25 protein-coding genes are annotated in these 24,537 nt (G+C 40.4%); 18 read left to right on the top strand and 7 right to left on the bottom strand.

The window, feature by feature from the left end; translation table 11 throughout:
* Positions 1 to 91: 91 nt before the first annotated feature.
* Together ACOV1Q_RS13805 and coaD are read left to right on the top strand one after the other, a co-directional pair.
* Positions 92 to 1,063 (top strand): D-alanine--D-alanine ligase, encoded by a 972-nt coding sequence (locus ACOV1Q_RS13805; protein WP_424494990.1) that lies wholly within the window; start codon positions 92 to 94, stop codon positions 1,061 to 1,063.
* A gap of 204 nt (positions 1,064 to 1,267) precedes the next feature.
* Positions 1,268 to 1,720, top strand: a complete 453-nt coding sequence (gene coaD, locus ACOV1Q_RS13810) for a pantetheine-phosphate adenylyltransferase (RefSeq protein ID WP_424494991.1) — start codon at positions 1,268 to 1,270, stop codon at positions 1,718 to 1,720.
* Positions 1,721 to 1,772: 52 nt separating this feature from the next.
* On the opposite strand, the gene ACOV1Q_RS13815 is transcribed toward coaD, so the two are convergent.
* Positions 1,773 to 4,064, bottom strand: a complete 2,292-nt coding sequence (locus ACOV1Q_RS13815; protein WP_424494992.1) for a TonB-dependent receptor domain-containing protein — start codon at positions 4,062 to 4,064, stop codon at positions 1,773 to 1,775.
* 233 nt (positions 4,065 to 4,297) lie between these two features.
* On the opposite strand from ACOV1Q_RS13815, the gene ACOV1Q_RS13820 reads away from it, so the two are divergent.
* Positions 4,298 to 6,049, top strand: coding sequence for a M14 family metallopeptidase (locus ACOV1Q_RS13820; RefSeq protein WP_424494993.1), 1,752 nt, complete (start codon positions 4,298 to 4,300; stop codon positions 6,047 to 6,049).
* On the opposite strand, the gene ACOV1Q_RS13825 is transcribed toward ACOV1Q_RS13820, so the two are convergent.
* Positions 6,017 to 6,640: an NUDIX hydrolase gene (locus ACOV1Q_RS13825; protein WP_424494994.1), complete on the bottom strand. Its 624-nt coding sequence runs from the start codon at positions 6,638 to 6,640 to the stop codon at positions 6,017 to 6,019. The genes ACOV1Q_RS13820 and ACOV1Q_RS13825 overlap by 33 nt on opposite strands.
* Positions 6,641 to 6,647: 7 nt before the next feature.
* Here ACOV1Q_RS13825 and pyrE point away from each other — a divergent pair, with 7 nt between their 5' ends.
* Entirely contained in the window at positions 6,648 to 7,289 is a 642-nt protein-coding gene (gene pyrE / locus ACOV1Q_RS13830; RefSeq protein WP_424494995.1) for an orotate phosphoribosyltransferase, read from the top strand.
* 5 nt (positions 7,290 to 7,294) lie between these two features.
* Positions 7,295 to 7,687 carry an SRPBCC family protein gene (locus ACOV1Q_RS13835; RefSeq protein ID WP_424494996.1) on the top strand — a complete coding sequence of 131 codons (393 nt, stop codon included), beginning with the start codon at positions 7,295 to 7,297 and terminating at the stop codon, positions 7,685 to 7,687.
* 1 nt (position 7,688) lies between these two features.
* Here the strand turns inward: ACOV1Q_RS13835 and ACOV1Q_RS13840 are convergent, their stop codons facing one another.
* Complete coding sequence (locus ACOV1Q_RS13840) at positions 7,689 to 8,420, bottom strand: biotin--[acetyl-CoA-carboxylase] ligase (protein ID WP_424494997.1); 732 nt, start codon at positions 8,418 to 8,420, stop codon at positions 7,689 to 7,691.
* 94 nt (positions 8,421 to 8,514) lie between these two features.
* Here ACOV1Q_RS13840 and rsfS point away from each other — a divergent pair, with 94 nt between their 5' ends.
* The 6 genes from rsfS (at position 8,515) to ACOV1Q_RS13870 (ending at position 13,401) form a co-directional block, all read left to right on the top strand.
* Positions 8,515 to 8,886 carry a ribosome silencing factor gene (rsfS, locus tag ACOV1Q_RS13845; RefSeq protein WP_424494998.1) on the top strand — a complete coding sequence of 124 codons (372 nt, stop codon included), beginning with the start codon at positions 8,515 to 8,517 and terminating at the stop codon, positions 8,884 to 8,886.
* Positions 8,887 to 8,905: 19 nt separating this feature from the next.
* Entirely contained in the window at positions 8,906 to 10,960 is a 2,055-nt protein-coding gene (ftsH, locus tag ACOV1Q_RS13850; protein WP_424494999.1) for an ATP-dependent zinc metalloprotease FtsH, read from the top strand.
* Positions 10,961 to 11,057: 97 nt separating this feature from the next.
* The gene (locus ACOV1Q_RS13855; RefSeq protein WP_424495000.1) at positions 11,058 to 11,669 is read left to right on the top strand and encodes an LUD domain-containing protein; all 612 of its coding nucleotides are present in this window, start codon (positions 11,058 to 11,060) and stop codon (positions 11,667 to 11,669) included.
* A gap of 1 nt (position 11,670) precedes the next feature.
* Positions 11,671 to 12,474, top strand: a complete 804-nt coding sequence (locus ACOV1Q_RS13860) for a phosphatidate cytidylyltransferase (RefSeq protein WP_424495001.1) — start codon at positions 11,671 to 11,673, stop codon at positions 12,472 to 12,474.
* A complete protein-coding gene (locus ACOV1Q_RS13865; RefSeq protein WP_424495002.1) occupies positions 12,464 to 13,117 on the top strand; it encodes a phosphatidylserine decarboxylase family protein in 654 nt (217 codons plus the stop codon). The genes ACOV1Q_RS13860 and ACOV1Q_RS13865 overlap by 11 nt, the downstream gene beginning before the upstream one ends.
* Before the next feature lie 11 nt (positions 13,118 to 13,128).
* Positions 13,129 to 13,401 carry an acyl-CoA-binding protein gene (locus ACOV1Q_RS13870; protein ID WP_424495003.1) on the top strand — a complete coding sequence of 91 codons (273 nt, stop codon included), beginning with the start codon at positions 13,129 to 13,131 and terminating at the stop codon, positions 13,399 to 13,401.
* 87 nt (positions 13,402 to 13,488) lie between these two features.
* On the opposite strand, the gene ACOV1Q_RS13875 is transcribed toward ACOV1Q_RS13870, so the two are convergent.
* Entirely contained in the window at positions 13,489 to 16,122 is a 2,634-nt protein-coding gene (locus ACOV1Q_RS13875) for a valine--tRNA ligase (protein WP_424495004.1), read from the bottom strand.
* Between the two features lie 138 nt (positions 16,123 to 16,260).
* Here ACOV1Q_RS13875 and ACOV1Q_RS13880 point away from each other — a divergent pair, with 138 nt between their 5' ends.
* The 3 genes from ACOV1Q_RS13880 to murB all read left to right on the top strand — a co-directional run bounded on the left by ACOV1Q_RS13880 (position 16,261) and on the right by murB (position 19,087).
* Entirely contained in the window at positions 16,261 to 16,641 is a 381-nt protein-coding gene (locus ACOV1Q_RS13880; protein WP_424495005.1) for a DUF1573 domain-containing protein, read from the top strand.
* Between the two features lie 242 nt (positions 16,642 to 16,883).
* Complete coding sequence (locus ACOV1Q_RS13885; RefSeq protein WP_424495006.1) at positions 16,884 to 18,074, top strand: pyridoxal phosphate-dependent aminotransferase; 1,191 nt, start codon at positions 16,884 to 16,886, stop codon at positions 18,072 to 18,074.
* The gene (gene murB / locus ACOV1Q_RS13890; RefSeq protein ID WP_424495007.1) at positions 18,074 to 19,087 is read left to right on the top strand and encodes a UDP-N-acetylmuramate dehydrogenase; all 1,014 of its coding nucleotides are present in this window, start codon (positions 18,074 to 18,076) and stop codon (positions 19,085 to 19,087) included. The genes ACOV1Q_RS13885 and murB overlap by 1 nt, the downstream gene beginning before the upstream one ends.
* Positions 19,088 to 19,155: 68 nt before the next feature.
* Here the strand turns inward: murB and ACOV1Q_RS13895 are convergent, their stop codons facing one another.
* The 3 genes from ACOV1Q_RS13895 to ACOV1Q_RS13905 form a co-directional block, all read right to left on the bottom strand.
* Positions 19,156 to 19,797 carry a fasciclin domain-containing protein gene (locus ACOV1Q_RS13895; RefSeq protein WP_424495008.1) on the bottom strand — a complete coding sequence of 214 codons (642 nt, stop codon included), beginning with the start codon at positions 19,795 to 19,797 and terminating at the stop codon, positions 19,156 to 19,158.
* 151 nt (positions 19,798 to 19,948) lie between these two features.
* Positions 19,949 to 20,584 carry a fasciclin domain-containing protein gene (locus ACOV1Q_RS13900; protein WP_424495009.1) on the bottom strand — a complete coding sequence of 212 codons (636 nt, stop codon included), beginning with the start codon at positions 20,582 to 20,584 and terminating at the stop codon, positions 19,949 to 19,951.
* Between the two features lie 123 nt (positions 20,585 to 20,707).
* Entirely contained in the window at positions 20,708 to 21,502 is a 795-nt protein-coding gene (locus ACOV1Q_RS13905) for a fasciclin domain-containing protein (protein ID WP_424495010.1), read from the bottom strand.
* Positions 21,503 to 21,675: 173 nt separating this feature from the next.
* On the opposite strand from ACOV1Q_RS13905, the gene ACOV1Q_RS13910 reads away from it, so the two are divergent.
* The 4 genes from ACOV1Q_RS13910 (at position 21,676) to lipA (ending at position 24,536) form a co-directional block, all read left to right on the top strand.
* The gene (locus ACOV1Q_RS13910; protein WP_424495011.1) at positions 21,676 to 21,882 is read left to right on the top strand and encodes a membrane or secreted protein; all 207 of its coding nucleotides are present in this window, start codon (positions 21,676 to 21,678) and stop codon (positions 21,880 to 21,882) included.
* Positions 21,883 to 21,898: 16 nt separating this feature from the next.
* Entirely contained in the window at positions 21,899 to 22,999 is a 1,101-nt protein-coding gene (locus ACOV1Q_RS13915; RefSeq protein WP_424495012.1) for a glycosyltransferase, read from the top strand.
* Positions 22,990 to 23,559, top strand: coding sequence for an RNA polymerase sigma factor (locus ACOV1Q_RS13920; RefSeq protein WP_424495013.1), 570 nt, complete (start codon positions 22,990 to 22,992; stop codon positions 23,557 to 23,559). Before ACOV1Q_RS13915 ends, ACOV1Q_RS13920 begins: the two co-directional genes overlap by 10 nt.
* Positions 23,560 to 23,666: 107 nt before the next feature.
* Entirely contained in the window at positions 23,667 to 24,536 is an 870-nt protein-coding gene (gene lipA / locus ACOV1Q_RS13925; protein ID WP_424495014.1) for a lipoyl synthase, read from the top strand.
* Position 24,537: the final 1 nt, after the last annotated feature.

A 24,537-nucleotide genomic window follows, 5' to 3' on the forward strand; every position in this document is an offset into this window, starting at 1 on the left:
AAAAAAACAAAGATATAAAATCAGGTGGTTTTGCAGACATTCATTTTATAGTCCTACTTTTGTTAACGAAACTTAATCTTTATTATTTGTGATGAAGAAAAATATTGCCATCGCCATGGGCGGATATTCGAGTGAACACCGCATTTCCATCAACAGCGGGAATGTAGTTTACAAGAATCTTGACCGCAGCAATTACAACCCTTACAGAGTTCACATTCTTCAAAAAGAATGGTTTGTGGTGGCAGATGATGACACTCCTTATCCCATTAACCGCAGCAATTTTACCGTTACGATCAAGGGAAAATTAATCTCCTTTGACTGCGTTTTCAATACGATTCATGGAACACCTGGCGAAAATGGCCTTTTACAGGCATATCTTGAGCTGCTAGGGATTCCCCAAACCACCTGCGGATTCTACCAGGCGGCACTCACATTTAACAAACGGGATCTCATTAGCGTTTTAAAGCCCTACGGAATTAAAACCGCCAGCAATTATTTTCTGAATAAAGGCGAAGAAGTAAATGCTGAAGAAATTCTTGCAAAAGTAGGTTTGCCCTGCTTTGTAAAAGCCAACAAAGCCGGTAGCAGCTTTGGAATTACAAAAGTAAAAACTGAAGAAGATCTTATTCCTGCCGTAAAAACAGCTTTTAAGGAAGATGATGAAATTATCATCGAATCATTTCTGGACGGTACCGAAGTTTCTGTTGGAGTCGTTATGTACGAAGGCAAGGTGCTGGCACTTCCGGTGACAGAAATAGTTTCTGAAAACGAGTTTTTTGACTATGAAGCCAAATACCTCGGAAAGTCCCAGGAGATCACTCCGGCCCGCATTTCTGAAGAGCAAACCAAAGAAGTGCAGGAAGCGGCAGAACTGATTTACAAAAAGCTAAAAATGAAAGGCTTTACGCGTTCAGAATTTATATTTCATAACAACCAGGCGCATTTTATTGAAATGAACACCACGCCGGGATTGAGTGAAGCCAGCATCTTACCTCAGCAATCTGTAGCTGCCGGGATTTCCCTTCAGGATCTCTTCGGAAATGCCATCGAAGCAGCGATTTAATATAAAAATGTTTCATTATAGTCAGTTTTACGTCAACCTGAACTTTTTTCAGGTTCTAATATCTGGAATTTCTATTAGTAAGATTCTGAAATAAATTCAGAATGACGGTTTATAGCTGTTTAAAGAAATCTTGTTCCAAAGTCATCGCACCCACTAAGCCTCAACAATTCCCTATATTTGTTTGAACACAACAAAAGCTAGTGCATGAAAAAAGCCGTTTTTCCGGGGTCTTTTGACCCGATAACTTTGGGACACGTAGATATTATTGAACGAGCCTTGCCATTGTTTGATGAAATTATCCTGGCAATTGGAATTAATTCGGAAAAGAAATACATGTTCTCCCTGGAAGAGCGGGTGCGGTTTTTAAATGAAAGTTTTAAAGATGAGCCGCAAATACAGGTGATGACCTATAACGGACTCACAGTTGATTTTTGCAAAGAACAGGAGGCTCCATTTCTTCTGCGAGGCCTGCGCAACGGAACCGATCTTGATTATGAAAAGGCCATTGCACAGACAAATTTCAAACTTTCAGGAGTGGAAAGTGTATTTTTACTCAATTCTTCCGGAAAAAGTCATATTTCTTCCAGCATTGTGCGTGATGTGATAAGAAATGGCGGAGATTATAGCTTTATGGTGCCTAACGCAGTCAAAAAGTAAATCAAATTTGCCATTTTTAGATGTCCAGTCTTTTCTAAGTTCTGGTTCTTCTTCAGAACAGATATTTCAACTTCACTCCACCAAAATAATTGCGCGGATTCCCGGGATAGAAATACCTGGGCGCGGTACCTCCAAACCCAACAGCATTCGGGATAATACTCGCAGCATATTGAGTGTCAAAAAGGTTATTTACACCCGCAAATAATTCCGCTTCAAATAAATCGAAAAGTGCAAAATCATAAGAAGATTTTAAGTGCAGCAAATTGTAACTGTCATTAAATTCTGAGTTAGCATCGTTTAACGGCATTTCCCCTTCATGCTGAAAAACAGCATAGAAGTTGAGTCCGGCGCTCGAAGCCAGATCGAATCCGGCGGTAATGCTCCTTTTAGGAACTCCCGGAAGATCATTCCCGGAATAATTAATTCCATCATCCACAAATTCATCGAACTCATAAAAGTTTAGGGAACCATTCACATAAGGACTTAGCTCGATCCCTGAAAGTAAATTAAAATTGTAATTCAGCAGAAATTCAATTCCGTTATGATTTGTTTCTCCTGCATTCCGGCCAATGTATTGATCCTCGGCCACTCTTTCGGCAATAAGCAAATTACTGATTTGTATTGAATAAACCGCAACTTCAGAATAAAGGCGATTGTTCAGCCAGTTTCCTTTGAATCCAAGTTCATAATTCACCCCTGTTTCAGGTTCTAGTTCGGTATTGATCAAACCCTCAGGAGTGAGGGTTTCGGCAACCGTAGGTGTAGAAAAACCGTGGCTTATGGAGCCGTAAATACTTTTTCCTTCAGCAATCTCATAAACAAGCCCTAATCGCGGCGACCAGATGCTCTCAAATTCAAATTCTCCCGATTGATCAACCATATCTCGATTAAAAAGATCTGTAAGTTCATAGCGCGTAGAATTAAAATTGATTCCTGCTTCCAGAGAAAACGACTCAGAAAGTGAAAGATTCCATTGCGCAAAGATATTGTAGTAGCTGCGGTCCTGTGAATTATTGCTAAGGCTGTTTCCTGGGACACTTCCGCGGTCAGGAAATTCTTCATACAAATTCTCAAAAGTAGATGTGTCGTACAATTCGCGATAATACTCACCTCCCAAAGACCACTCCGACTCAAGTGTCAAAAAGGTACTTTTCAGGTTGAATTTTGTACGGGCTCCTGTTGCCACCTGCTCTTCTTTAAGGATATCGAAAGGCCTTGGCTCATATGCATCCCGAAAATTCATGTAAATACTCGTGGTGTTGTAGAAATCTCCGGAAAAAAGATGTCGATAAGACACTCCAAAAAGGCCTTTATCGTAAGATTCATACCCTTTTGCTGCATCCCATGTAAAAGCTGCGGAAGTAGGATCATTTTCGAGGGTTTCCCTGTTCAGAGAACTTGGAATATAGGCCATAAGACTGGTGTATTGAGCCAAAAGCGATAAATAACTCCCATTTTTGGTATCTATTTTCCCGTGGAGACTAAAGGAATCCCGCTCGTAGTCGCTGTTATCCCTAAAACTTTCACTTTCCAGGTGATTTTGTGCCAGGACGAAATTTGTAGATTCATCGGAATGTTTCGCTATAATGCTATTTTTGAATAACCCAAAGCTGCCAAAAGTAGCTTTTTCAGAAACTGTTGTTCCCGGTTCATCTGCTTCGGCGGCGTATAAATTAAGAACACCGCCTAATCCGGCGCCATATACGCTGGAAGTGGGTCCTTTTATGATCTCTATACGCTCCACCATTGACTGGTCAATATCATCTAAAGTGGTTTCGCCTTCCGCCGTGGAAATGGGAATTTCTTCAAAATATGCTTTGATCCTGTTGGAGCTGTACTGCGATCTCGCGCCAATTCCGCGGATGTTGATCTTGTTTGTATTCAAAGCTCCCTGGTGAACATACACCCCCGGCGCGGTACTTATCGCCTGCACCAGATTTGTCTCGTCAAAACGCTGCAGATCCTGTTCTGAAATAATACTCACGGCCGCCGGCGTTTCTCGTAGTTCATTTGGAATAATAGTACTTCTTAACACGACTTCGGAAAGAGATTCGGGCTGCGGAATGAGGTAAAAAACCTGCTGTTCTCCTGAATCTTGAATGGTGACTTCATTTCTTTCAAAACCAAGTTTGGACATTTGTATCCTTGCCGGAAGTCGTTGTACCTCGAGCAGGAAATAACCATTTTCGGAAGTTACCGTTCCCCCGGAAGCATCCAGAATCTTGATGGCTACATTGGGTACAGGTTCGCCTGAAGAAGCATTTCGAACAACACCTTCAATTTGTTGCCCATATATATTCCCTATTAGAAAAAGAAATGCTAATAATAAGAGTTTTTTCTGCAATTTTTTTGAATTTCGAGGTTGGTAGTTTGATGTGTCTTTATTTCGCAGCATGATAAGAAGCTTACTTCAATTTATATGCACCGTCTCAAAATTACCTTTAAATTTCACTTTAAAAAAGATTCTGAAAAAGATTAGCCTTCCTTTAACAGGAAGTGAAATTCCCAATTAAGATCAATAATTTGGCTGTTTTTAGAGTTTTTGGCTAAGTTTACAACCTAAACAAAATGTCCCCGATGAAGAGATTTTTTCTCCTTGCATTACTCGTAATTTTCGCTGCCTCCTGTGATTTCTCCAATTACATCCTTAAAACCGATTATGATTTTACCACGGTTTTTGAAAAATCTGAAGGGAAACAAACTGCGACTTACGAGGAGGTAATTGAATATTACAGCAATCTTGCTGCTGTTTACCCAAGCGTAAGCATTAAGGAAATGGGCGAAACTGACAGCGGAAAACCTCTACACCTGGCACTTTTTAGCGCCGACGGAAATTTTTATCTTGAGGAATTGCGGGAAGATCACAGCATCCTCCTCATCAATAACGGGATTCATCCCGGGGAAAGCGATGGAGTAGATGCAACGATGATGTTGTTTCGGGATTTGGCGCAGGATTCCATTCCGGTGCCAAAAAATACGGTAATCGCGACAATTCCTGTTTACAATGTAGGCGGTGCTTTAAACCGGAATTCTACCACAAGAACGAACCAAAATGGCCCTGAAAGCTACGGATTTAGAGGCAATGCCCGCAATTACGATCTTAACCGGGATTTTGTAAAAGCCGACACAAAAAACACCCGAACTTTTTACGAGATTTTCCACAGACTGCAACCTGATGTTTTTATTGACAACCATGTAAGCAACGGCGCTGATTATCAATACACGCTTACGCACCTGTTCACGCAGCACAATAAACTTGGAGGGAAATTAGGTGAATATCTCAATGTGGATATGATGCCGGGACTCGAAAAAGCTCTGGAGCGAAAAGAACGGGACATCACCCCTTATGTTAATGTCTTCAACGACGTCCCTGAAACTGGATTTACGCAGTTTATGGATTATCCAAGATACTCAACCGGCTATACGACGCTCTGGAACACCTTGGGAATGATGGTGGAAACTCATATGCTGAAACCATACGACAAGCGAGTTTGGGGCACATATGAACTAATGCGTTCCATGATTGACCTTACAGATGAAGACACAAAACTTATCAAAAAGTTGAGGGCGCAGGCCAACAGGAAGTTCCGAAATCAGGAAACCTACGACTTTAATTTTGTTGCCGATAGCATTAAGCCATCTACCATTGAATTCAAAGGTTATGAAGGCAGACAGGCAACCAGTGTAGTCACCGGATTTCAGCGATTGGAATATGACACCACACAGCCTTTTACAAAGGAAGTCACCTACTACAACAACTTTAAGCCAACAAAGCAGGTGGAAATTCCGAAGGGATATATTATTCCGCAGGGTTGGTGGCCGGTGCTGGATCTACTGGAAATGAACCATGTTGAAATGCAGGCATTTGAAAAAGATAGTGTGGCCGAAGTAGAAGTTTATCACATAAGTGATTACAAAACCCGAGGTTCAGCTTACGAAGGACATTACCTTCACTACGACACTGAAGTTGAAAAAAGCACTGCCAGAGTGACTATCCAAAAAGGGGATTTTTACGTGCCTTTGGATCAGCCTGCGGTACGATATCTTTTAGAAACGCTGGAACCCGAGGCTGTAGATTCATTTTTTAACTGGAACTTCTTTGATACCATTCTTCAGCAGAAAGAAGGTTTCTCACCCTACGTTTTTGAGGACGTAGCCGAAGAACTTCTTGAAGATTATCCTGAACTGGAGGACGAATTCCTGAAAAAGAAGGAAAATGATCCTGAATTTGCCGCCAGCTGGTATGCACAACTCGACTGGCTCCACAAAAGATCAAGCCATTACGAAAAAGCACATTTAAGATACCCTGTCTTTCGCGTAGCCAGATAACATTTCTGCAGGGAAAAGAAGTTTTATATTAGCGTAGGATTTCTCTAATGCCTTTATGGCCTTTTTTTCGTTCTTCCATTTAGCTTTTTTAATGCCTTCGCTTTCTTCAGGCACCAGCGGGCCGGTATAATTAGTTCTCATTTCATACCAGTGGGTAACCTTTAATTTGTATTTTCCTCCGCGCTGGAAAATGTGATAGGTTTTAAGCAAGAAATCGCTTATTTTAAGGTCTTTTACGCCCGTCTCCTCTTCTACTTCCCGTATGGCTCCATCTTCCAGACTTTCCTTTTTTTCCACCTTGCCTTTAGGAAGATCCCACCGGCCATTTCTGTGAATGAACAGCATTTCCCCCTTCTCATTATAAACCAATCCTCCTGCCGCTGTAACCACGGGTAATTTCTTCAAAAGGTGCTTTATAAGCTTCTCTTCCTTTTTGTGATACAGGTTTACGTAAAGCAGTTTTCCTTTATTAATGTTCTTGATGATGGTAGTAAAATTGGCTTCTTTTAGAGATAAAGAGGTGTATTTTTCACCCATATCTTCTTCCGTAGAAAGAATTATTGGAATATCATTTACAAAAACTTTATACATTTGCAGTATGATTTTAGACAAAGAAACAGCAAGAAAGACTGCTGAGTTATTGTTGCAAATTAAAGCAATAAAACTTGATGCACAAGAAAGTTTTACATGGGCCAGCGGATGGAAATCTCCAATTTACTGCGATAATAGAATTGTGCTCTCCTACCCGCCCATTCGAAACTTCGTTAGGGAAAATATGGCGAAGCAAGTGGAAGAACTCTACGGTCGCGTAGACGTTATAGCAGCAGTGGCTACCGGTGCTATTGGTATTGGAATGCTGGTTGCAGAATATCTTGGAAGACCGTTCATCTACGTTCGACCTGAAGCTAAATCCCATGGCAGGCAAAACCAAATTGAGGGAAACCTGGAGGAGGGACAGACGGTTGTAGTGATTGAGGATCTCATTAGTACTGGGAAAAGCAGCCTTAACGCCGTCAAAGCTATTAAAGAAGCAAACGGAAACGTAAAAGGTATGCTAGGCATCTTCTCTTATGGATTTGACACTGCGGAAAAAAACTTTAAAGAGGCAAATGTTGAGCTACATACGCTAAGCAATTATCATTATCTTCTTGAAGTAGCTCAAAAAACAAATTACATCAACGAAAGTGAGGCTGTGATCCTAAAAGAATGGAGAAAAGATCCCGCCAACTGGAAAAAATAAAAACTATGGAATTAGAAAGTCAAAAAGTAACCGTAGATAAGAGTCAGCAGGAATTATATAATTACCTGACAAATGTTGAAAACTACGAACAGATCATGCCCGAGAGCAAAGAAAAATTTGAAGTAAAGTCAAATGACACCTTTGCTTTCGCCTTAAAAGGAATGCCAGAAATTGAACTGCAAATACAGGACACCCGTGAACCCGAATTAATAGTCTTAGGGTCAACTTCAGACAAATTTAATTTTTCCCTGGATGTTGTTATTGAAAAGGCCGGCGAAAACCAAAGTGAGGCACAGCTCTTCTTCCATGGAAAATTTAATGCCATGATGTCAATGATGGTAAAGGGACCTTTAAAAAAGTTTATAGGGAACCTTTCAGAAAATCTTGCAAAAGTTTAAGCTAGAAACACAGCTTAATCTCCTTTAGGTCAAACTCCTGCAGGACGTCATCCTCACGTCTTACCAGGAGTTTTCCATTTTGGGAAACCCCTGCTATGATTCCCGTGAAAAGGGTGAGATCTGGCAATTGAAAAGTAGATGGAATGTTTATTCGGAACAAACGTTCTTGATATCTTTTCAGAATAATTTCTGACCTGACATCCTTCATATTTTGCAGGGCATTTTCCAAATAAGGCAACAGACTGTCCTGCACTTCATCCAGATCAAAATGTCGACCGGTTACTAGTTTCATTGATGCGGCGGTAGAAAGATGCTTGAAATCTGTCTGGTTCACATTAAGCCCCACTCCAATTATGGAAGCAGATATATTACCTTCTGTAATCACATTTTCTATAAGAATCCCCGCAATTTTTAAGTTGGCTGCCATAATGTCGTTAGGCCATTTCACTTTCAAACGGGGCACATTCATCTTCTCCAAACCCTCCACTATGGCTGTTGAAACCACTGCGCTTATTTGGAACTGATTGGCCAGGAAAACCGCTGGTTTAGGCCATATAATGCTGAAAGTGAGATTCTGCCCGGGTTTCGTACTCCAGGTAGTTCCACGTTGCCCCCTGCCTTTCAATTGCTCTTTTGCTGTTATACAAGTGGCAGCAATTGAAGGCTTTTCTTTAAACATTTCACGCGCAAAAGAATTAGTGGAATCGATGGCATTAACTTTGATATGATGCATAGAGAAATTAGAGATAATGCAGGCGTTAAATGTTATGAAAACCTGGTCTTAAAAAGAGCAAAAAGTAATAACTTTGCGCAAAGAAATAAATTTAATGGCAAAAAAAGAAAAGAACAACGACATACTTATTGCACATATAATCAAGGGAATCGAGGAAGTAAAAGGAAATGATATCGATATTCTGGATCTACGGGAAATAGAAAATACCGTTTGTGATTATTTTATTATCTGCAATGGTACTTCAAATACGCAGGTAAACGCCATAGTAAATTCCATTCAAAAATCCGTCAGCAAATCATTAAAAGACAAACCCTGGCATATTGAAGGATCTGACAATGCCGAGTGGGTACTAATGGATTACGTCAACGTAGTTGTACACGTTTTCCAGAAACATATACGAGAGTTTTATGATATTGAGAGTTTGTGGGGAGATGCCAAAACTACGTCTATAGAAACAAATTATTAAGACATTTAAGTAACAAAGAATGGCCAAAGAGCAACCTAAAAAAAACATGGACCCAAAGAAGCCAAAATTCAGTGCCTACTGGATCTATGCAGCTATCATCCTGATATTCCTGGGAATAAACTTCTTTAGCGGAAGCGGGTTCAGTGAACCGGAAAAAACCAATCCTCAACAATTTCTTTCCTTTCTTGAAAACGGAGATGTTGAAAGGGTTTTAATTGTAAATAGAAATCAGGCCCGGGTTTTCCTTACCGAAGAAGCAAAGCAAAAGGAAATTCATCAAAGCACTACAGGAGAAGGACTTTTCCCTTCTGAAGATGCACCAGATTATACATTTGAATTTGGAGATCTACAAAACCTGGAAGATGCCATTGAAGAAGTAAAAGTAGAGAGCAACATAGAAACTCCTGTTCTTTACGAAACGCATGAAAACGTTTGGAGTGATGTTTTATTGACCCTACTACCCTTCATCCTTATTATAGGTATTTGGATCTTTATAATGAGAAGAATGAGTGGCGGAGCCGGTGGTGGTGCAGGCGGACAAATCTTTAACATTGGAAAGTCTAAAGCCAAGCTGTTTGACCAGAATACCGATGTAAAAACCTCTTTTAAAGACGTTGCAGGACTCGAGGGAGCTAAGGAAGAGGTGCAGGAAATCGTGGATTTCCTTAAGAATCCTGAAAAATATACTTCTCTGGGTGGTAAAATTCCTAAAGGTGCACTTCTTGTAGGACCTCCGGGAACCGGTAAAACATTATTAGCCAAGGCCGTTGCAGGTGAAGCAAAAGTACCTTTCTTCTCGCTATCAGGTTCAGACTTTGTAGAAATGTTCGTAGGAGTTGGTGCCTCAAGGGTTCGTGACCTGTTTAAACAGGCGAAAGAAAAATCTCCGTCTATTATATTTATTGATGAGATTGACGCCATTGGACGTGCCCGCGGAAAAAGTAACTTCTCAGGATCTAACGATGAACGGGAGAATACCCTAAACCAGCTTCTTACCGAAATGGATGGTTTTGGTACAAATACCAATGTCATTGTGATCGCTGCGACAAACCGAGCCGATGTACTGGATAAAGCCCTTATGAGAGCAGGACGGTTCGACAGACAAATTTATGTTGACCTTCCGGATGTAAGAGAAAGAAAAGAGATTTTTGACGTTCATTTACGTCCTCTCAAAAAAGTGGCAGACGAGCTGGATACAGATTTTATGGCAAAGCAAACTCCGGGATTCTCTGGAGCAGATATTGCCAACGTGTGTAACGAAGCTGCCTTAATCGCCGCCAGAAAAGGAAAACAGGCCGTTGGAAAACAGGATTTTCTGGATGCAGTTGATCGTATTGTGGGTGGTCTAGAAAAGAAAAATAAAATTATCACTCCTGAAGAAAAACAAGCCATTGCTTTTCACGAAGCCGGTCACGCTACTGTGAGTTGGATGCTGGAGCATGCTGCACCACTGGTAAAAGTAACCATTGTACCACGAGGACAGTCACTTGGAGCTGCCTGGTATCTCCCGGAAGAAAGACTTATTGTACGCCCTGAGCAAATGCTGGACGAAATGTGCGCCGCCATGGGTGGACGGGCAGCCGAAAAGGTGATTTTCAATAAGATTTCTACAGGGGCGCTTAGTGACCTTGAAAAGGTAACCAAACAAGCGAAAGCTATGGTAACTATTTATGGGTTGAACGACCAGGTTGGGAACTTAACCTATCACGATTCCTCAGGACAAAGTGAATACAACTTCACCAAACCATATAGCGAAAAAACTGCAGAATTAATTGATAAGGAAATCTCCAATTTAATTGAAACTCAATATCAACGCGCTATTAAGTTGCTAGAGGAAAATAAAGACAAACTTACCCAGCTTGCGGAAATTCTCCTCGATAAAGAGGTTATTTTTAAGGATAATCTGGAAGAGATCTTTGGAAAAAGACCTTATAAAAGCAGGGAAGAAATTATGAACGGAAGCACTCCAAGAAAAGAGGTTCCGGTACGCGAAGAAACCGTCACCGAAAAAGCGCTTTCTGAAGGCACAGAACCTCAAGAAGCTACTACTGGCAGGCCTTCCGAAGAAAAATAGTACTACCACAGGTAAAAAATCTTAATTTAATGAAATATAAGTTAAGATTTTTTACCTTTGGTTTAAATGCTACATGTCGTAATACTTAAACACTCATATGAGTCTATTTAGAAATTTTTTAAATCCTAAATCTAAATCAGACAAAGGTCAGGACACCTCAGAAAATTCTGACCGTAGCAAGTATATGCCAGATGTAAAGTTGCCCACAGATGAGCGATTTATGCTCAATTTCAAAAACAACGGGGGTAAATTTCTTTATTGTGAGAGTAATGAGGAAGTTATGGAAGTTTTCGACAACATTATGTTGGAAAATGATTGGTATGAAAAGAAATCTTGTTGTTTCGATCCAGGTTTAAAAGATAAATTTTCAGAATATAATTTGGAATTTACCAATTCGGGAGAATCTGCTTTTTTTCTGTCCACCTGTGAATATTTAATTGCTAACGATGGTTCTATTCTAATTTCTTCAAATCAAATCAAGGAAAAGAAACTTCGGGAGTTACCTTACAATTTTGTGATTCTCGCATCCACAAGTCAGCTCGTAGATGCTATTGGCGAAGGACTTAGAGGGATAAAATTTAAGAATCGCGACCGCATTCCTTCCAATATTACGACAATAAAAAATTTCGAAAACAACAAGGAAGGGGACTTCATGAGTTACGGAAGTAGCACAAAAAACCTATATTTGCTACTTTTGGAAGATTTATAGCATGAAGGAAAACATTATAAGGGGATTATCGGGTATTATGTACGTTTCTATACTCGTAGTCTCGATTTTTTCATCGGAGTTTGCTTTCACAACTCTATTCCTTCTCTTTGGTTTCATTTGTTTAAGAGAACTACAAAGGCTCCTTAGGCTAAAAAGTTATCTCGGATACTTTTTATTGATTGCCCTCTTCTATATCTTTAGCTATGCGAGATTAAGCCCATATGGAACAATCGCGCTACTGCTCACAACCATCTTCGTAAATCTCTTTCTGGTCAAGGATCTTGTTATAGTTCATAAGATACCGCTTTTTGAAAAGAAAAAGTATGTAATCATTATCTTCTATCTCATTGCTTCTCTTATTTTCCTTACACTTATTCCAAGCTATACAGGGGATTTTACGCCAGAACTTGTAATAGGTATTTTTGCTCTCATTTGGACTAATGATACTTTTGCATATATTGTAGGTAAGAACTTTGGAAGAAGAAAACTTTTTGAACGCATCTCTCCAAACAAGACTGTAGAAGGCTTTTTAGGAGGAGTAGTATTCGCTGCTTTCGGCAGTTATGCGGTTTTCCTCATTACCGGTTTGTTAACGGCACCTATTTGGCTGGGAATGGGAATAATTTTGAGTATTTTTGGCACTTTAGGAGATCTTATACAATCAAAATTTAAGCGCCAGGCGGGTGTAAAAGACAGCGGCCGACTAATGCCGGGACACGGCGGTTTATTTGACAGGCTGGATAGTATTATATTTTCAAGCCCCTTTGTTTACGCTTACTTATATCTTTTAACCTATGTTTCATAAAGAAGGTTACAAAATAATGGCCGCGGCCATGATCCTGCTAATTGTCGTGAACCTTGCGGCACAGGCATTTATTTTCACCGAATGGATCAATCTTGTGATCCTCATTGGCACCATTATACTTTTTTTTCTTATCGTTCAGTTTTTTCGTAACCCAAAACGTAATACCGAAGAAAACGATGCTCACATCATTGCACCTGTCGACGGAAAAGTAGTAGTCATCGAGGAAGTTTTTGAAAAAGAGTATTTTAAGGAAAAGAAAATGATGATCTCTGTTTTCATGTCCCCTATAAATGTTCATGTTACAAGGCATCCTGTAAGCGGAAAGGTCAACTACAGCAAATATCACCCAGGAAAATACCTCGTCGCCTGGCATCCAAAAGCCAGCGAGGAAAACGAAAGAACTACAGTTGTGGTTGAAAATAAAGTCACCGGGGAAATTCTATACAGGCAAATCGCCGGAGCATTGGCAAAAAGAATCGTTAATTATGCCGAAGTAGGCACCGAAGTTTCTCAAGGAAGTGACAGTGGGTTTATTAAATTTGGCTCGAGAGTGGATGTATACCTTCCTTTGGGCACGAAAATAAATGTGAATCTCAACGACAAAGTCAAAGGAGGCGTTACAGTCTTAGCCAGTAAATCTTAACAGTTCTTAAAATGTCTTCCAAAACTCGAAATATTGAAGAGGCTTTCCAGCAAGCCTATCTTAAAGCCAGCACTACCAGCCAAAATTTCCCTCCAGATATTATGTTGCAGTTCTACGCATATTATAAACAGGCAACAGAAGAGAGCGGGATCTACACTCCTTCTGGAGAGGCCGATGTGCGCAGTGCTTTTAAGTTAAATGCTTTGCTCCAGGTTAAAGGGATGAGCCCCAATGAAGCCAGGTTGAAGTATATTGAAATGGTTGAGAAATATATTCATTCCTAGTTCATATTTACTACATTTCACCAGACTCCATAAAAAATGCTATTCTGAAGATCTCAAAATAGCATTTTTCAACACTTTTGATTTTTTTTACAAGCCCAGTGAATTCATACTGGCAAGAATGGCTTGAATCTTAGCTTCGGCGTCTCTTTTCTTTTGCTGTTCGATTTCCACCACCTTCGCCGGCGCATTATTTACGAAGCGCTCATTAGAAAGCTTCTTTTCAACAGAATTCAAGAAACCACGATTATAATCAAGTTCTTCCTGTAACTTTGCCTTTTCAGCTTCCACATCTATAGCTCCGGAAACCGGAATAAAATATTCATTTGACTTTACCCTAAAGGATAACGCACCCTGTATTTGTTGATCCACATATGAAAGTGTAGAGATATTTCCCATTTTCTCTATAACAGGATTAAATGCTTCTGAAAATTTTTCATTGTTCAACACCTGCAGTTCAATTTGGTCCTTAAAGGCAATGTTCTTCTCCTTCCGTATGGTTCTTATCCCCGAAATAACTTCAGAAGCTACTGCAAATTCTTCAATGAGGGCATCATCTACCGCTTTTGCTTCGGGCCAGGAGGCGACGATCAAAGCTTCCTCTTTTGAACGTTCTTTTAGTTCCTGCCAAATCTCTTCAGAAATGAAAGGAACGAAAGGATGTAATATTTTCAGGTTATCTTCCAGTATTTCAACAACAGCATTATAAGTTGTAGCGTCTATAGGACTTCCATAAGCAGGTTTTACCATCTCAAGGAACCCTGAGCAGTAATCATCCCAAACCAGTTTGTAAGTCGCCATAAGAGCATCACTAATCCTGTACTTTTTATAATGGTCTTCAATCTCGGCTAATGACTTTTGAAATTTTGATTTATACCAAGAAACTGCCATTTTTGAAGCCTCAGTTTGTTCTGCTTCTTCAGAAATTTCCCAACTCTTCAACAATTGAAAAGAGTTCCATATTTTATTTACAAATCCACTTCCCTGCTTACATAAGTCTTCATCAAACATGAGGTCGTTTCCGGCAGGAGAACTTAAAAGCATTCCTACCCGAACGCCATCTGCCCCGTAAGTGGCGATCAATTTAAGAGGATCGGGTGAGTTTCCGAGGGATTTAGACATTTTGCGACGCTGCTTATCCCGAACGATTCCGGTGAGATAAACATTCGAAAATGGCTTTTCACCGCGATATTCGTAACCTGCAATGATCATTCTCGCCACCCAGAAGAACAGGATTTCAGGAGCAGTTACAAGATCATTGGTTGGATAATAATATTTGATCTCTTCATTGTCGGGTTCAAGAATCCCGTTAAATACGCTCATTGGCCATAGCCATGAAGAGAACCACGTATCTAACGCATCTTTATCCTGGATAAGAGAATCCTCACTTAATGCCAAATTTCCAGATTTTTCTCTGGCTTTTTGAAGCGCATCTTCTTTAGACTCTGCAACGACAAAATCATCTTTCCCTTCCCCGTAATAATAGGCAGGAATTTGCTGACCCCAAATGAGCTGACGAGAAATGTTCCAGTCGCGCACATTTTCCATCCAGTGACGGTAAGTATTTAAAAATTTATCGGGTACAAGATTAACTTCTTTCTCGAGTACAGCATCTAGTGCCGGCTGGGCAAGATCCTTCATCTTCAGGAACCATTGGTCACTCAACTTTGGCTCAATCACCGCCCCGGTTCTTTCGCTGGTTCCTACTTTATTTATATGGGTTTCAGTTTTCTCCAGAATTCCTTTGGATTCCAGCTCCTTCACAATTTCCTTGCGGGCTTTGAACCTGTCCATTCCTTCATAGTGCATTCCGAAAGAATTTAAGGTCGCATCGTCGTTAAAGATGTCAATCACATCAAGATTGTGCTTATCGCCCAGCATCTTGTCGTTTTCATCGTGCGCCGGAGTCACTTTTAAACATCCGGTACCAAATTCCACATCTACATATTCATCTTCAATAATTGGGATCACCCGCCCATTCAAGGGAACTATGGCTTTTTTTCCTTTTAAATGGGAAAATCTTTCATCATTCGGGTTTATACAAACCGCAGTATCACCCAAAATAGTCTCGGGTCGAGTGGTCGCAATGGTAAGAGTGTCATCGCTGCCCTCTATTTTATATTTCAAATAATATAAGTTGCCCTGCTGCTCCTGGTGGATCACTTCTTCATCGGAAAGTGTAGTTTTCGCCTCTGGATCCCAGTTCACCATTCGATAGCCGCGATAGATCATCCCTTTGTTGTAAAGATCTACAAACACCTTGATTACCGAGGCCGACATGTTTTCATCCATGGTGAATTTTGTACGATCCCAATCGCAGGAAGCACCAAGCTTTTTTAGCTGTTCAAGGATAATTCCGCCGTGCTTATGCGTCCACTCCCATGCGTGTTCCAGAAATTCCTCCCGGCTAAGGCTGTTCTTATCAATACCTTCACTCTTCAACTTCGCTACCACTTTCGCTTCCGTAGCAATAGAAGCATGGTCTGTTCCCGGCACCCAGCAGGCATTATATCCCTTTAACCTGGCTCGTCTAATTAAAACATCCTGAATGGTATTATTGAGCATATGCCCCATGTGCAGTACACCCGTTACGTTTGGCGGCGGAATCACGATCGTATACGGCTCTCTTTCATCAACTTCTGAATGAAAATAGCCATTTTCCATCCAGTATTTATACCATTTATCTTCAACTTCCTGAGCGATGTATTTTGATGCTGTAGCCATTCTTTGGTGCGATTTTTGAATAATTTGAGCAAAAGTAATTATAACTGCAGGATTAAAAAAGGCAATGAATTCAAAACTATTAATTTGCCCCTTTAAAGAAACCAACTATCTTTACAATCCTGTAAAAACCAAAAAAGTATGAAAAAATTAGTAGCAATTGCCATTTTTATTTTTGCCGGTTTCGCCGTTCAGGCACAGGAGACTGCAAAAATGGAATTTAAGTCTGAAGTAATAGACTATGGCGAAATAGAAAAAGGAAGCGACGGGTTACGGACATTTCAATTTACCAACACCGGAGATATACCTCTAGTGATCACCAATGTGCGTTCCAGCTGTGGCTGTACAGTTCCAAAGAAGCCTGAAGAACCCATACAACCCGGGAAAACCGGCGAGATCCAGGTAAAATACAATACTACAATAGTTGGCCCTATTAGAAAAACCATTACTGTATACTCCAACGCTGAAGAGCCTGCAAAATCTCTTAAGATCAAAGGAACCGTGGTAGAAACTAACGGGTAAGATTAGAAACTATACAGATTGCAGCTGCCTGAAGGTTGAGAAACTTTCAGGCAGCTTTTTTATTTCAGGCTCATCTTGTTACAGCATAGAGTTTAGAATAGCTTCCAAAAATGCCATTTTAGAAACTTTTTTCTGCAATTCATAGGCTTCAAAAACAACAATGTGCCAGCTCAAAAAGTGCCGGAAATAGCCTTTTAGCTTAGTTTATTTTTGCAACTTTGCAGCTCTAAAAAACAGTATTTATGCCGAGTATTTCACAAAAGGGGCAGGCAATGCCGGAATCCCCTATAAGAAAATTAGTTCCTTACGCGGAAGCAGCTATTAAAAAAGGACGCACCATATATCAATTGAACATTGGTCAACCAGATATTAAAACTCCGCCGAAAGCCATTGCAGCTGTCAAGAATAATGACATTGAAGTGTTATCTTACAGCCACTCGGCCGGTTTTGAGAGTTACCGTGAAAAACTTGCTGAATATTATACTAAGCATGACATCAATGTTTCTGCCAATGAATTGATTATAACCACCGGTGGTTCTGAAGCATTGCTGTTTACAATGGGAAGCATTTGCGATGCCGGTGATGAAGTCATTATTCCGGAACCATTTTACGCGAATTACAACGGTTTTGCAACCTCATCGGGAGTGAAAGTTGTGCCCGTAAAATCGAAGTTTGAAGAAGGATTTGCCCTTCCTCCTATTTCTGAATTCGAGGACCTCATCACACCAAGAACGAAAGCAATCCTCATTTGTAACCCCGGAAATCCAACCGGATATCTTTATACACAGGAAGAAATTCAGCAGCTGGCAGAGATCGTAAAGAAACATGACCTTTTTCTTGTTGCTGACGAAGTTTACCGCGAATTCGCTTACGAAGGGGCTAAACATTATTCGGTAATGAGCATTCCGGGCCTTGAGCAACATGCCATTATGATTGATTCTGTTTCCAAGAGGTACAGCATGTGTGGCGCTCGAATTGGGTGTCTTGCTTCCAAAAATAAAGAGGTGATGACTACGGCCATGAAGTTTGCACAGGCAAGACTTAGCCCGCCTACCTTTGCGCAAATTGCCAGTGAAGCTGCCTTAGATACTCCGCAATCTTATTTTGATGAAGTAAATGAAGAATATACTTCCCGAAGAAATACGCTAATCGCCGGTCTCGAAGAAATTGAAGGAGTACGCGTGGCAAAACCAATGGGAGCATTTTATTGTATTGCAGAACTTCCCATTCAGGACGCCGAAGATTTCGCAAAATGGCTGCTCGAAAGTTTTCAATTGAACAATGAAACTGTAATGGTAGCTCCTGCCGCAGGATTTTATTCTACTCCCAATACCGGCATGAACCAGGTAAGGATCGCTTACGTGCTTAAGGAAGAAGATCTTTTACGAGCTATTGAAATTATTAAGGCAGCGTTGATAGAATACAAGGGCTAATGCAAAGCTTTTCCAATAAATCTCTAAAAGAACATAATACTTTTGGCATAGATGTGAAGGCAAAGACCTTCATTTCTATAACAACTGTTGAAGAATTAAAAGCTGTTCTTAAAAAACAATATGCTTCGGAAGTTTTTATCCTTGGAGGTGGCAGCAACATGCTGCTCACCAGGGATATCAACAAAACCGTGCTGCACATTAATCTCAAAGGCAAAGAGATTGTAAATGAGACTGAAGAAGAGGTTTATGTAAAAGCCATGGCCGGAGAAACCTGGCATGAATTTGTGCTGTATTGTATCTCCAGGAACTTTGGCGGACTGGAAAATCTTTCCCTTATTCCGGGGAATGTGGGCACGACGCCCATTCAAAATATTGGCGCTTATGGGGTTGAAATAAAAGATACTTTTGAATCCTGTACCGCATTGAATGTACAGACTTTAGAGCTTCAGGAATTCAGCCTTTTTGACTGTGAGTTCGGTTATAGAGATTCAGTTTTTAAAAACGCGCTAAAAGGGCAGTATATTATCACGAGTGTCACCTTTAGACTTACAAAGAAGAATCACAGGTTGAACACGAGTTACGGCCCCATTGAACAGCATTTAGCTGAAAAAGGGGTTCAAGAGCCGCAAATAAAGGACATTTCTGACGCTGTTATTTCAATTAGACAGTCGAAACTTCCCGACCCTAAAGAATTAGGAAACAGCGGAAGCTTTTTTAAGAATCCAGTAATTAGCATGCGCGAATTTGAGGAACTCCAGGAGAATTATCCTGAATTGCCTGGATATAAAATTTCAGAAGATGAAATAAAGGTGCCCGCTGGATGGCTAATTGATAAAGCAGGGCTGAAAGGTTTCAGAAAAGGTGATGCGGGGGTGCATACAAAGCAGGCACTGGTACTGGTGAACTATGGAAATGCAACGGGACAGGATATTCTTAATCTTTCAACGCATATTCAGGAGGAGATTTACCGGCTTTTTAGAATCAGGCTTCAACCTGAAGTAAATATTCTTTAATCCACTAAAAAAGGATTCAAAAATGACATTTTTTGAAGCCTTTTTATTTTTTCCTTTCTCTTTAACTCCTATTGTATTGCAGTCGTGTCTTCAGGAATATCTGTAAGAATCACTTCCTTTTCTACATCTGATGGCAGCAATACGCCGTCAATGATATGCACCACACCATTACTGGCCTCAATATTTTCTTCCAGGATTTTCGCGGTAACTCCTGAAGGTCCTCTAAGTATGATTTCTTTATCTTCCATGGCAGCAATCAGATTTTCACCCTGAGCAGTGGTTAAAACAAAATTACCACTCCCTTGTTCGATCTGTTGTTTTAAAGCATCGGTCGTAAATTCTCCTTCAACAATTAAGAAATAAACCTCGGTACTGTTCTCTACATTTAATACTTCGCTCCCCTGCTCTCTGTAAAGGTAACTGTACGCATTATTATTGGGCGCGAAGATTGTGTAAGCTTTACCTTCTGGCAATTGAACATTTGCTGCGTTTAATCTTAGCGCAAAGGTGGATAGCTCAGGGTTTCCTTCGGTCGTTACTATCACAGTATTCACCATCTCATCCTGGTTTTGTTCAAAAGATTGGGCCTCTGGTTCTTCGTTCATATCCACCTCTTCAGCTTCATTCTTCTTGTTATTATCCTGGCATGACATTACCGCCACAAGGCTTAAAATCATGCTCAATGTTATAATTGTCTTTCCTAATTTCATAGTTTTTAATTATTTGATTATCTGAACTTTAATATAAGATTATTTCCCCTAGACACCTAAAATGAGGTTTTAAACTTACGTTAAAGACAAATCAAAAGAAGAAAGGCTGAAGAAGATTCAGCTTTTTTATCTTTAGAATTCTTTAAACCTATTACTGCACGGTATCTAAGGTTTCCTCCGAAAAATCAATTCTGTCGAGGTCCTGTGGTCTTAAAATTCCATCAATGATATGAACTACCCCGTTTGATGCATTTCGATCTGGCTGCGTGATGGTAGCAGTATTGCCTAATCCATCTTTTAAGACAATTTTTTCACCTTCAATGGAAGCAATTAGTCGCTCCCCCTGCATAGTGATGAGTTCCATATCTCCTCCCACATCATTAATAGCCTGCCTTAGCTCTGCAGCCGGCAGTTCTCTCTCAACCACTAGATAATACATTCTGGCAAGATTCGCTCGCACATTATCGCTGTCCTGATATTCTCCTTTCTCTGCTTCGGCAAGGCCATCGAATGCCACATTTGCCGGCGCAAAAATTGTAAAGGGTCCTTCTCCCTCGCTAAAATCATCAGAAAGCCCGGCTCGTGTCATTCCTGCAGAGAATTCTCTTAAATCCTCTTCCTCGCTGAGTCTTTGATAGACATTATCTTCTACTTCATTTGTTTCTATCTCATCCATCCTCACTCCACCTTCTTCTTCAACCATTTCATTCTTGCTATTTTTATCCTGGCAAGAAGTCAACACAAAAATAGCAAAACAAAAAGTAAAGACATATTTCAAATTTTTCATACCATATTGACTTTAAGTTATTTACAAAAATAACCCGGAATAAAAACCTCTAATAATTCTACACATTAAACTTTCGTTAAAGAGTGCGAAAAGAACTGAAAAATGAAACCCAAACGCTCCGTTCTACTGGTCAGATGTACTACTGGTTGAATTGTTGCCGCTCCTGTTCCCCGTATTATTATTTCCGTTTCCATTAGAATTTTCATCACCTTCCTCCCAGTCCATCTGGTCGTTACGAGTATTCCAGTCCCGCGGGGGATTAGCATTTTTAGTAAGATCTTTAGGATGAAGTACGCGGTCTATAATGTGAACGATTCCGTTTGTAGCGTTCATATCGCTTTCCAGAATTTTTGCCTGCTTTCCGGAAGGATCGGTAACTACTAGATTACCATCTCTCATTGAAACCCTCAAGGTTTCACCCTGCAGGCTGGTAAGTTGCAAAGTCCCGTCAGTGTTTTCCATTTGCTGCTTTAAATCAGCAGCGGTAAGTTTTCCCTTTACCACCAAATAGTGCATTCCCGCACCTGTTTTTTTGATTTCACTGGCATTCTCAAACTGATTTCGCTCATCCTGGGAAAGTTCATCATAAGCAATGTTTGAAGGGGCAAAAATTGTGTAAGGTCCTTCCCCTCTTGAAAAATCATCATCAATACCAGCGCGAGTCATTCCTTCAGAAAAGGTCTTCAAATCTTTATTTCTGGATATCGTGCCTGTAATGGCATTGGTATCCTCCCCCTGAGAGGAAGAACTTGAAGCGTTATCCTCCCCCTGTATCATCAAGTCCTGATCACTTTCTTCTTCGTTGAAGTCTTCCAAATTGACTTCACTGTTCTCCCCGCGGTTATTGTCCTGGCAGGAAGTGTAGGCAAACATTCCAAAGGAACATGCCAGTACCAGCAACGCTCTTCTCGTTTTCATAAATTAAATTTAATTGGTTACTCTATGCAATTTATTTAGAAATAAACATGCCGCCTAGAACAGGCATATAAACTTTAGTTAAACAGTGTAAAGGCTTCATTAATTCCGTAAATATATTGGCCGTCATTTTAGCTTATCCGTTTTAATCCTTATTTTTGCAGAAAATTTGACCTATGAAACTCTTGATAATCACAATAGTACTTTTAGCCCTTGCTTTTGCAGGAATTGCAATTAAAATTTGGGGGAAGAAAGATGGGAAATTTAGTGGCACCTGTGCCAGCCAGAACCCTTACCTCAACAAGGAAGGCGAAGCCTGCAGTTTTTGCGGTAAATTACCCGATGAAGCTAAAGATTGTAACGAACCCCAGGTCGCTAAATAATCCCCTCCCAATATAGATGCTGGTTATTTTTATTGCCCTCCTCAGCGTTGGCCTGCTTAATCTCTGCTATTATTCTGCGTTTTTTAAATTTGCCTTTGCACCTGTCAGGGAAATTAAACCAGCCGCTTCAAAGCCTGTCTCTGTCATCATTTGTGCAAAAAATGAAGCTGAAAACCTTCGGAAATTTGTACCGGCTATTCTCTCCCAGGATCACCCAGATTTTGAAGTAATTCTTATTAATGATGCCTCTTCCGACGACACTCTGGAAGTAATTGAGGAATTTCAGCAGCAGGATTCAAGGGTGAAACTGGTAAATGTTCAGAATAACGAAGCATTTTGGGCGAACAAAAAATATGCGCTTACCCTGGGCATCAAAAAAGCCGTAAATCCTTACCTTCTTTTTACCGATGCCGATTGCCAACCAGAATCAGATCACTGGATCAATGAAATGTCTGCCCATTTTGAAGGGAATAGAAGTATTGTGCTGGGCTATGGGGGATACTTTATCAATAAACGCTCTTTACTAAATAAGATCGTTAGGTTTGAAACCCTGCTTACCGCAATCCAGTATTTCTCTTATGCGAGCTGGGGGCAACCTTACATGGGCGTAGGACGGAATATGGCTTATACTTCAGAAGAATTTTATAAGCAAAGTGGATTTGCCAGTCACCTTCATATTCGAGCTGGAGATGACGATCTTTTTGTAAATGCTGCTGCAAATGCTCAAAATACTGCATTAGCCTATCATCAATCATCGATAACACGTAGTGTTCCAAAAAAGGCATTTAAGGAATGGTTTCTTCAGAAGAGAAGACACGTTTCCATTGCGCGACATTACAAGAAGTACCACCAATTTTTGCTGGGACTTTTTTACGTGAGTCAGTTACTTTTTTGGATCCTCTTTACGCTCACCCTATTCACTACTTTTTGGAAATTTGGCTTAATCGTTCTTGCTGCCAGACTGTTGGTCCAGGGGATCGTATATTATAATTCTGCAAGAAAATTAGGAGAAACTGATGTTTTTTGGATATTTCCCTTTCTTGAGTTGTTCCTCTTATGCGCGCAATTTGGTATCTTTATTTCCAATCTCATCTCAAAACCGACTCATTGGAAGTAAATCCAGATCTCCTGAAAAAGCAGATTGAGAGCGCCCGTAAAGGCAATCAAATGGCTTTCAATTACTTACTGGATCACTTCTGGAATGATGTGTATGGCTTTCAGCTAAAAAGAACAAAGAATGAATATGATGCCGAGGACGTAACTATTCAGACTTTTTCAAGGGCTTTTGATAAAATTACCAGCTTTGACCCTTCCTATTCGTTTAAAACCTGGCTAATTACAATTTCAAAAAACATACACGTTGATCTTATTCGGAAGAAAAATGCTTCCATTCGCGCGAAAACTACCGATGAAGAAGATGCACGGGTTTACCGGATTGCTGACGAAACTCCGTCTATTGAAGATTCCCTGATTACGGAACAAAATCTTGCACAGCTGTTGCGCGACATTAAAAAATTGCAGCCGCATTACCAGGAAGTGATCAACCTTAGGTATTTTCAGGAAATGAGCTATAAAGAAATTGCCAAAAACCTGGACGAGCCTATGAACAACATAAAAGTAAAGTTGTTACGAGCAAAAAAACTACTGGCTCAAATTATCAAAAACAGGACTCCTTAAAAATACCATTTTTGAACCTTTTTATACTGAAACCACAGTATTCATGAAGGTTGGAAAATTATGCTTTTCAGCGAATTATTGTATCTTTGCTGGTAAGAAAATTTTCTATGGAAACACAAACCCTTCCTACTAAAAGAACACCCAAACCCAAATGGTTGCGGGTAAAATTACCTACCGGAAAAAAATATACCGAACTGCGCAGCCTCGTTGATAAATACGACCTGCACACAATTTGTACTTCCGGAAGTTGCCCAAACATGGGGGAATGCTGGGGCGAAGGAACCGCCACTTTTATGATCCTTGGGAATGTATGCACCCGTTCCTGCGGATTTTGCGGTGTTAAAACCGGAAGACCCGAAACCATAGATTGGGACGAGCCCGAGAAGGTAGCACGTTCTATAAAACTCATGCAAATAAAACATGCGGTTATCACCAGTGTAGACCGGGATGATTTGAAAGACATGGGTTCCATTATTTGGGCAGAAACCGTAAAGGCCATTCGAAGAATGAGTCCGGGGACTACGCTTGAAACATTAATTCCTGATTTTCAGGGAGTGGAAAGGAACATTGACCGTATTATAGAAGTCAATCCTGAAATTGTCTCCCACAACATGGAAACCGTCAAAAGATTGACCCGGGAAGTTAGAATCCAGGCAAAATATGAACGCAGCCTGGAGGTTTTAAAATATCTTAAGGAAAGCGGGATTAACAGGACAAAATCGGGCATCATGCTAGGGCTGGGCGAAACAGAAGATGAGGTGATCCAGACGCTTAAAGACCTTCGCGCCGTAGACCTTGACGTGGTAACCATAGGCCAATATCTTCAGCCAAGTAAGCAACACCTGCCGGTAAAAGAATTCATCACCCCAGATCAATTCAAGAAATATGAAACTATAGGTCTTGACCTGGGTTTTAGACATGTGGAAAGTGGGGCTTTGGTAAGATCTTCCTATAAAGCTCAAAAACACCTTACCTAGA

Source organism: Salinimicrobium maris (assembly GCF_049680855.1).
Classification (GTDB): Bacteria; Bacteroidota; Bacteroidia; order Flavobacteriales; family Flavobacteriaceae; genus Salinimicrobium.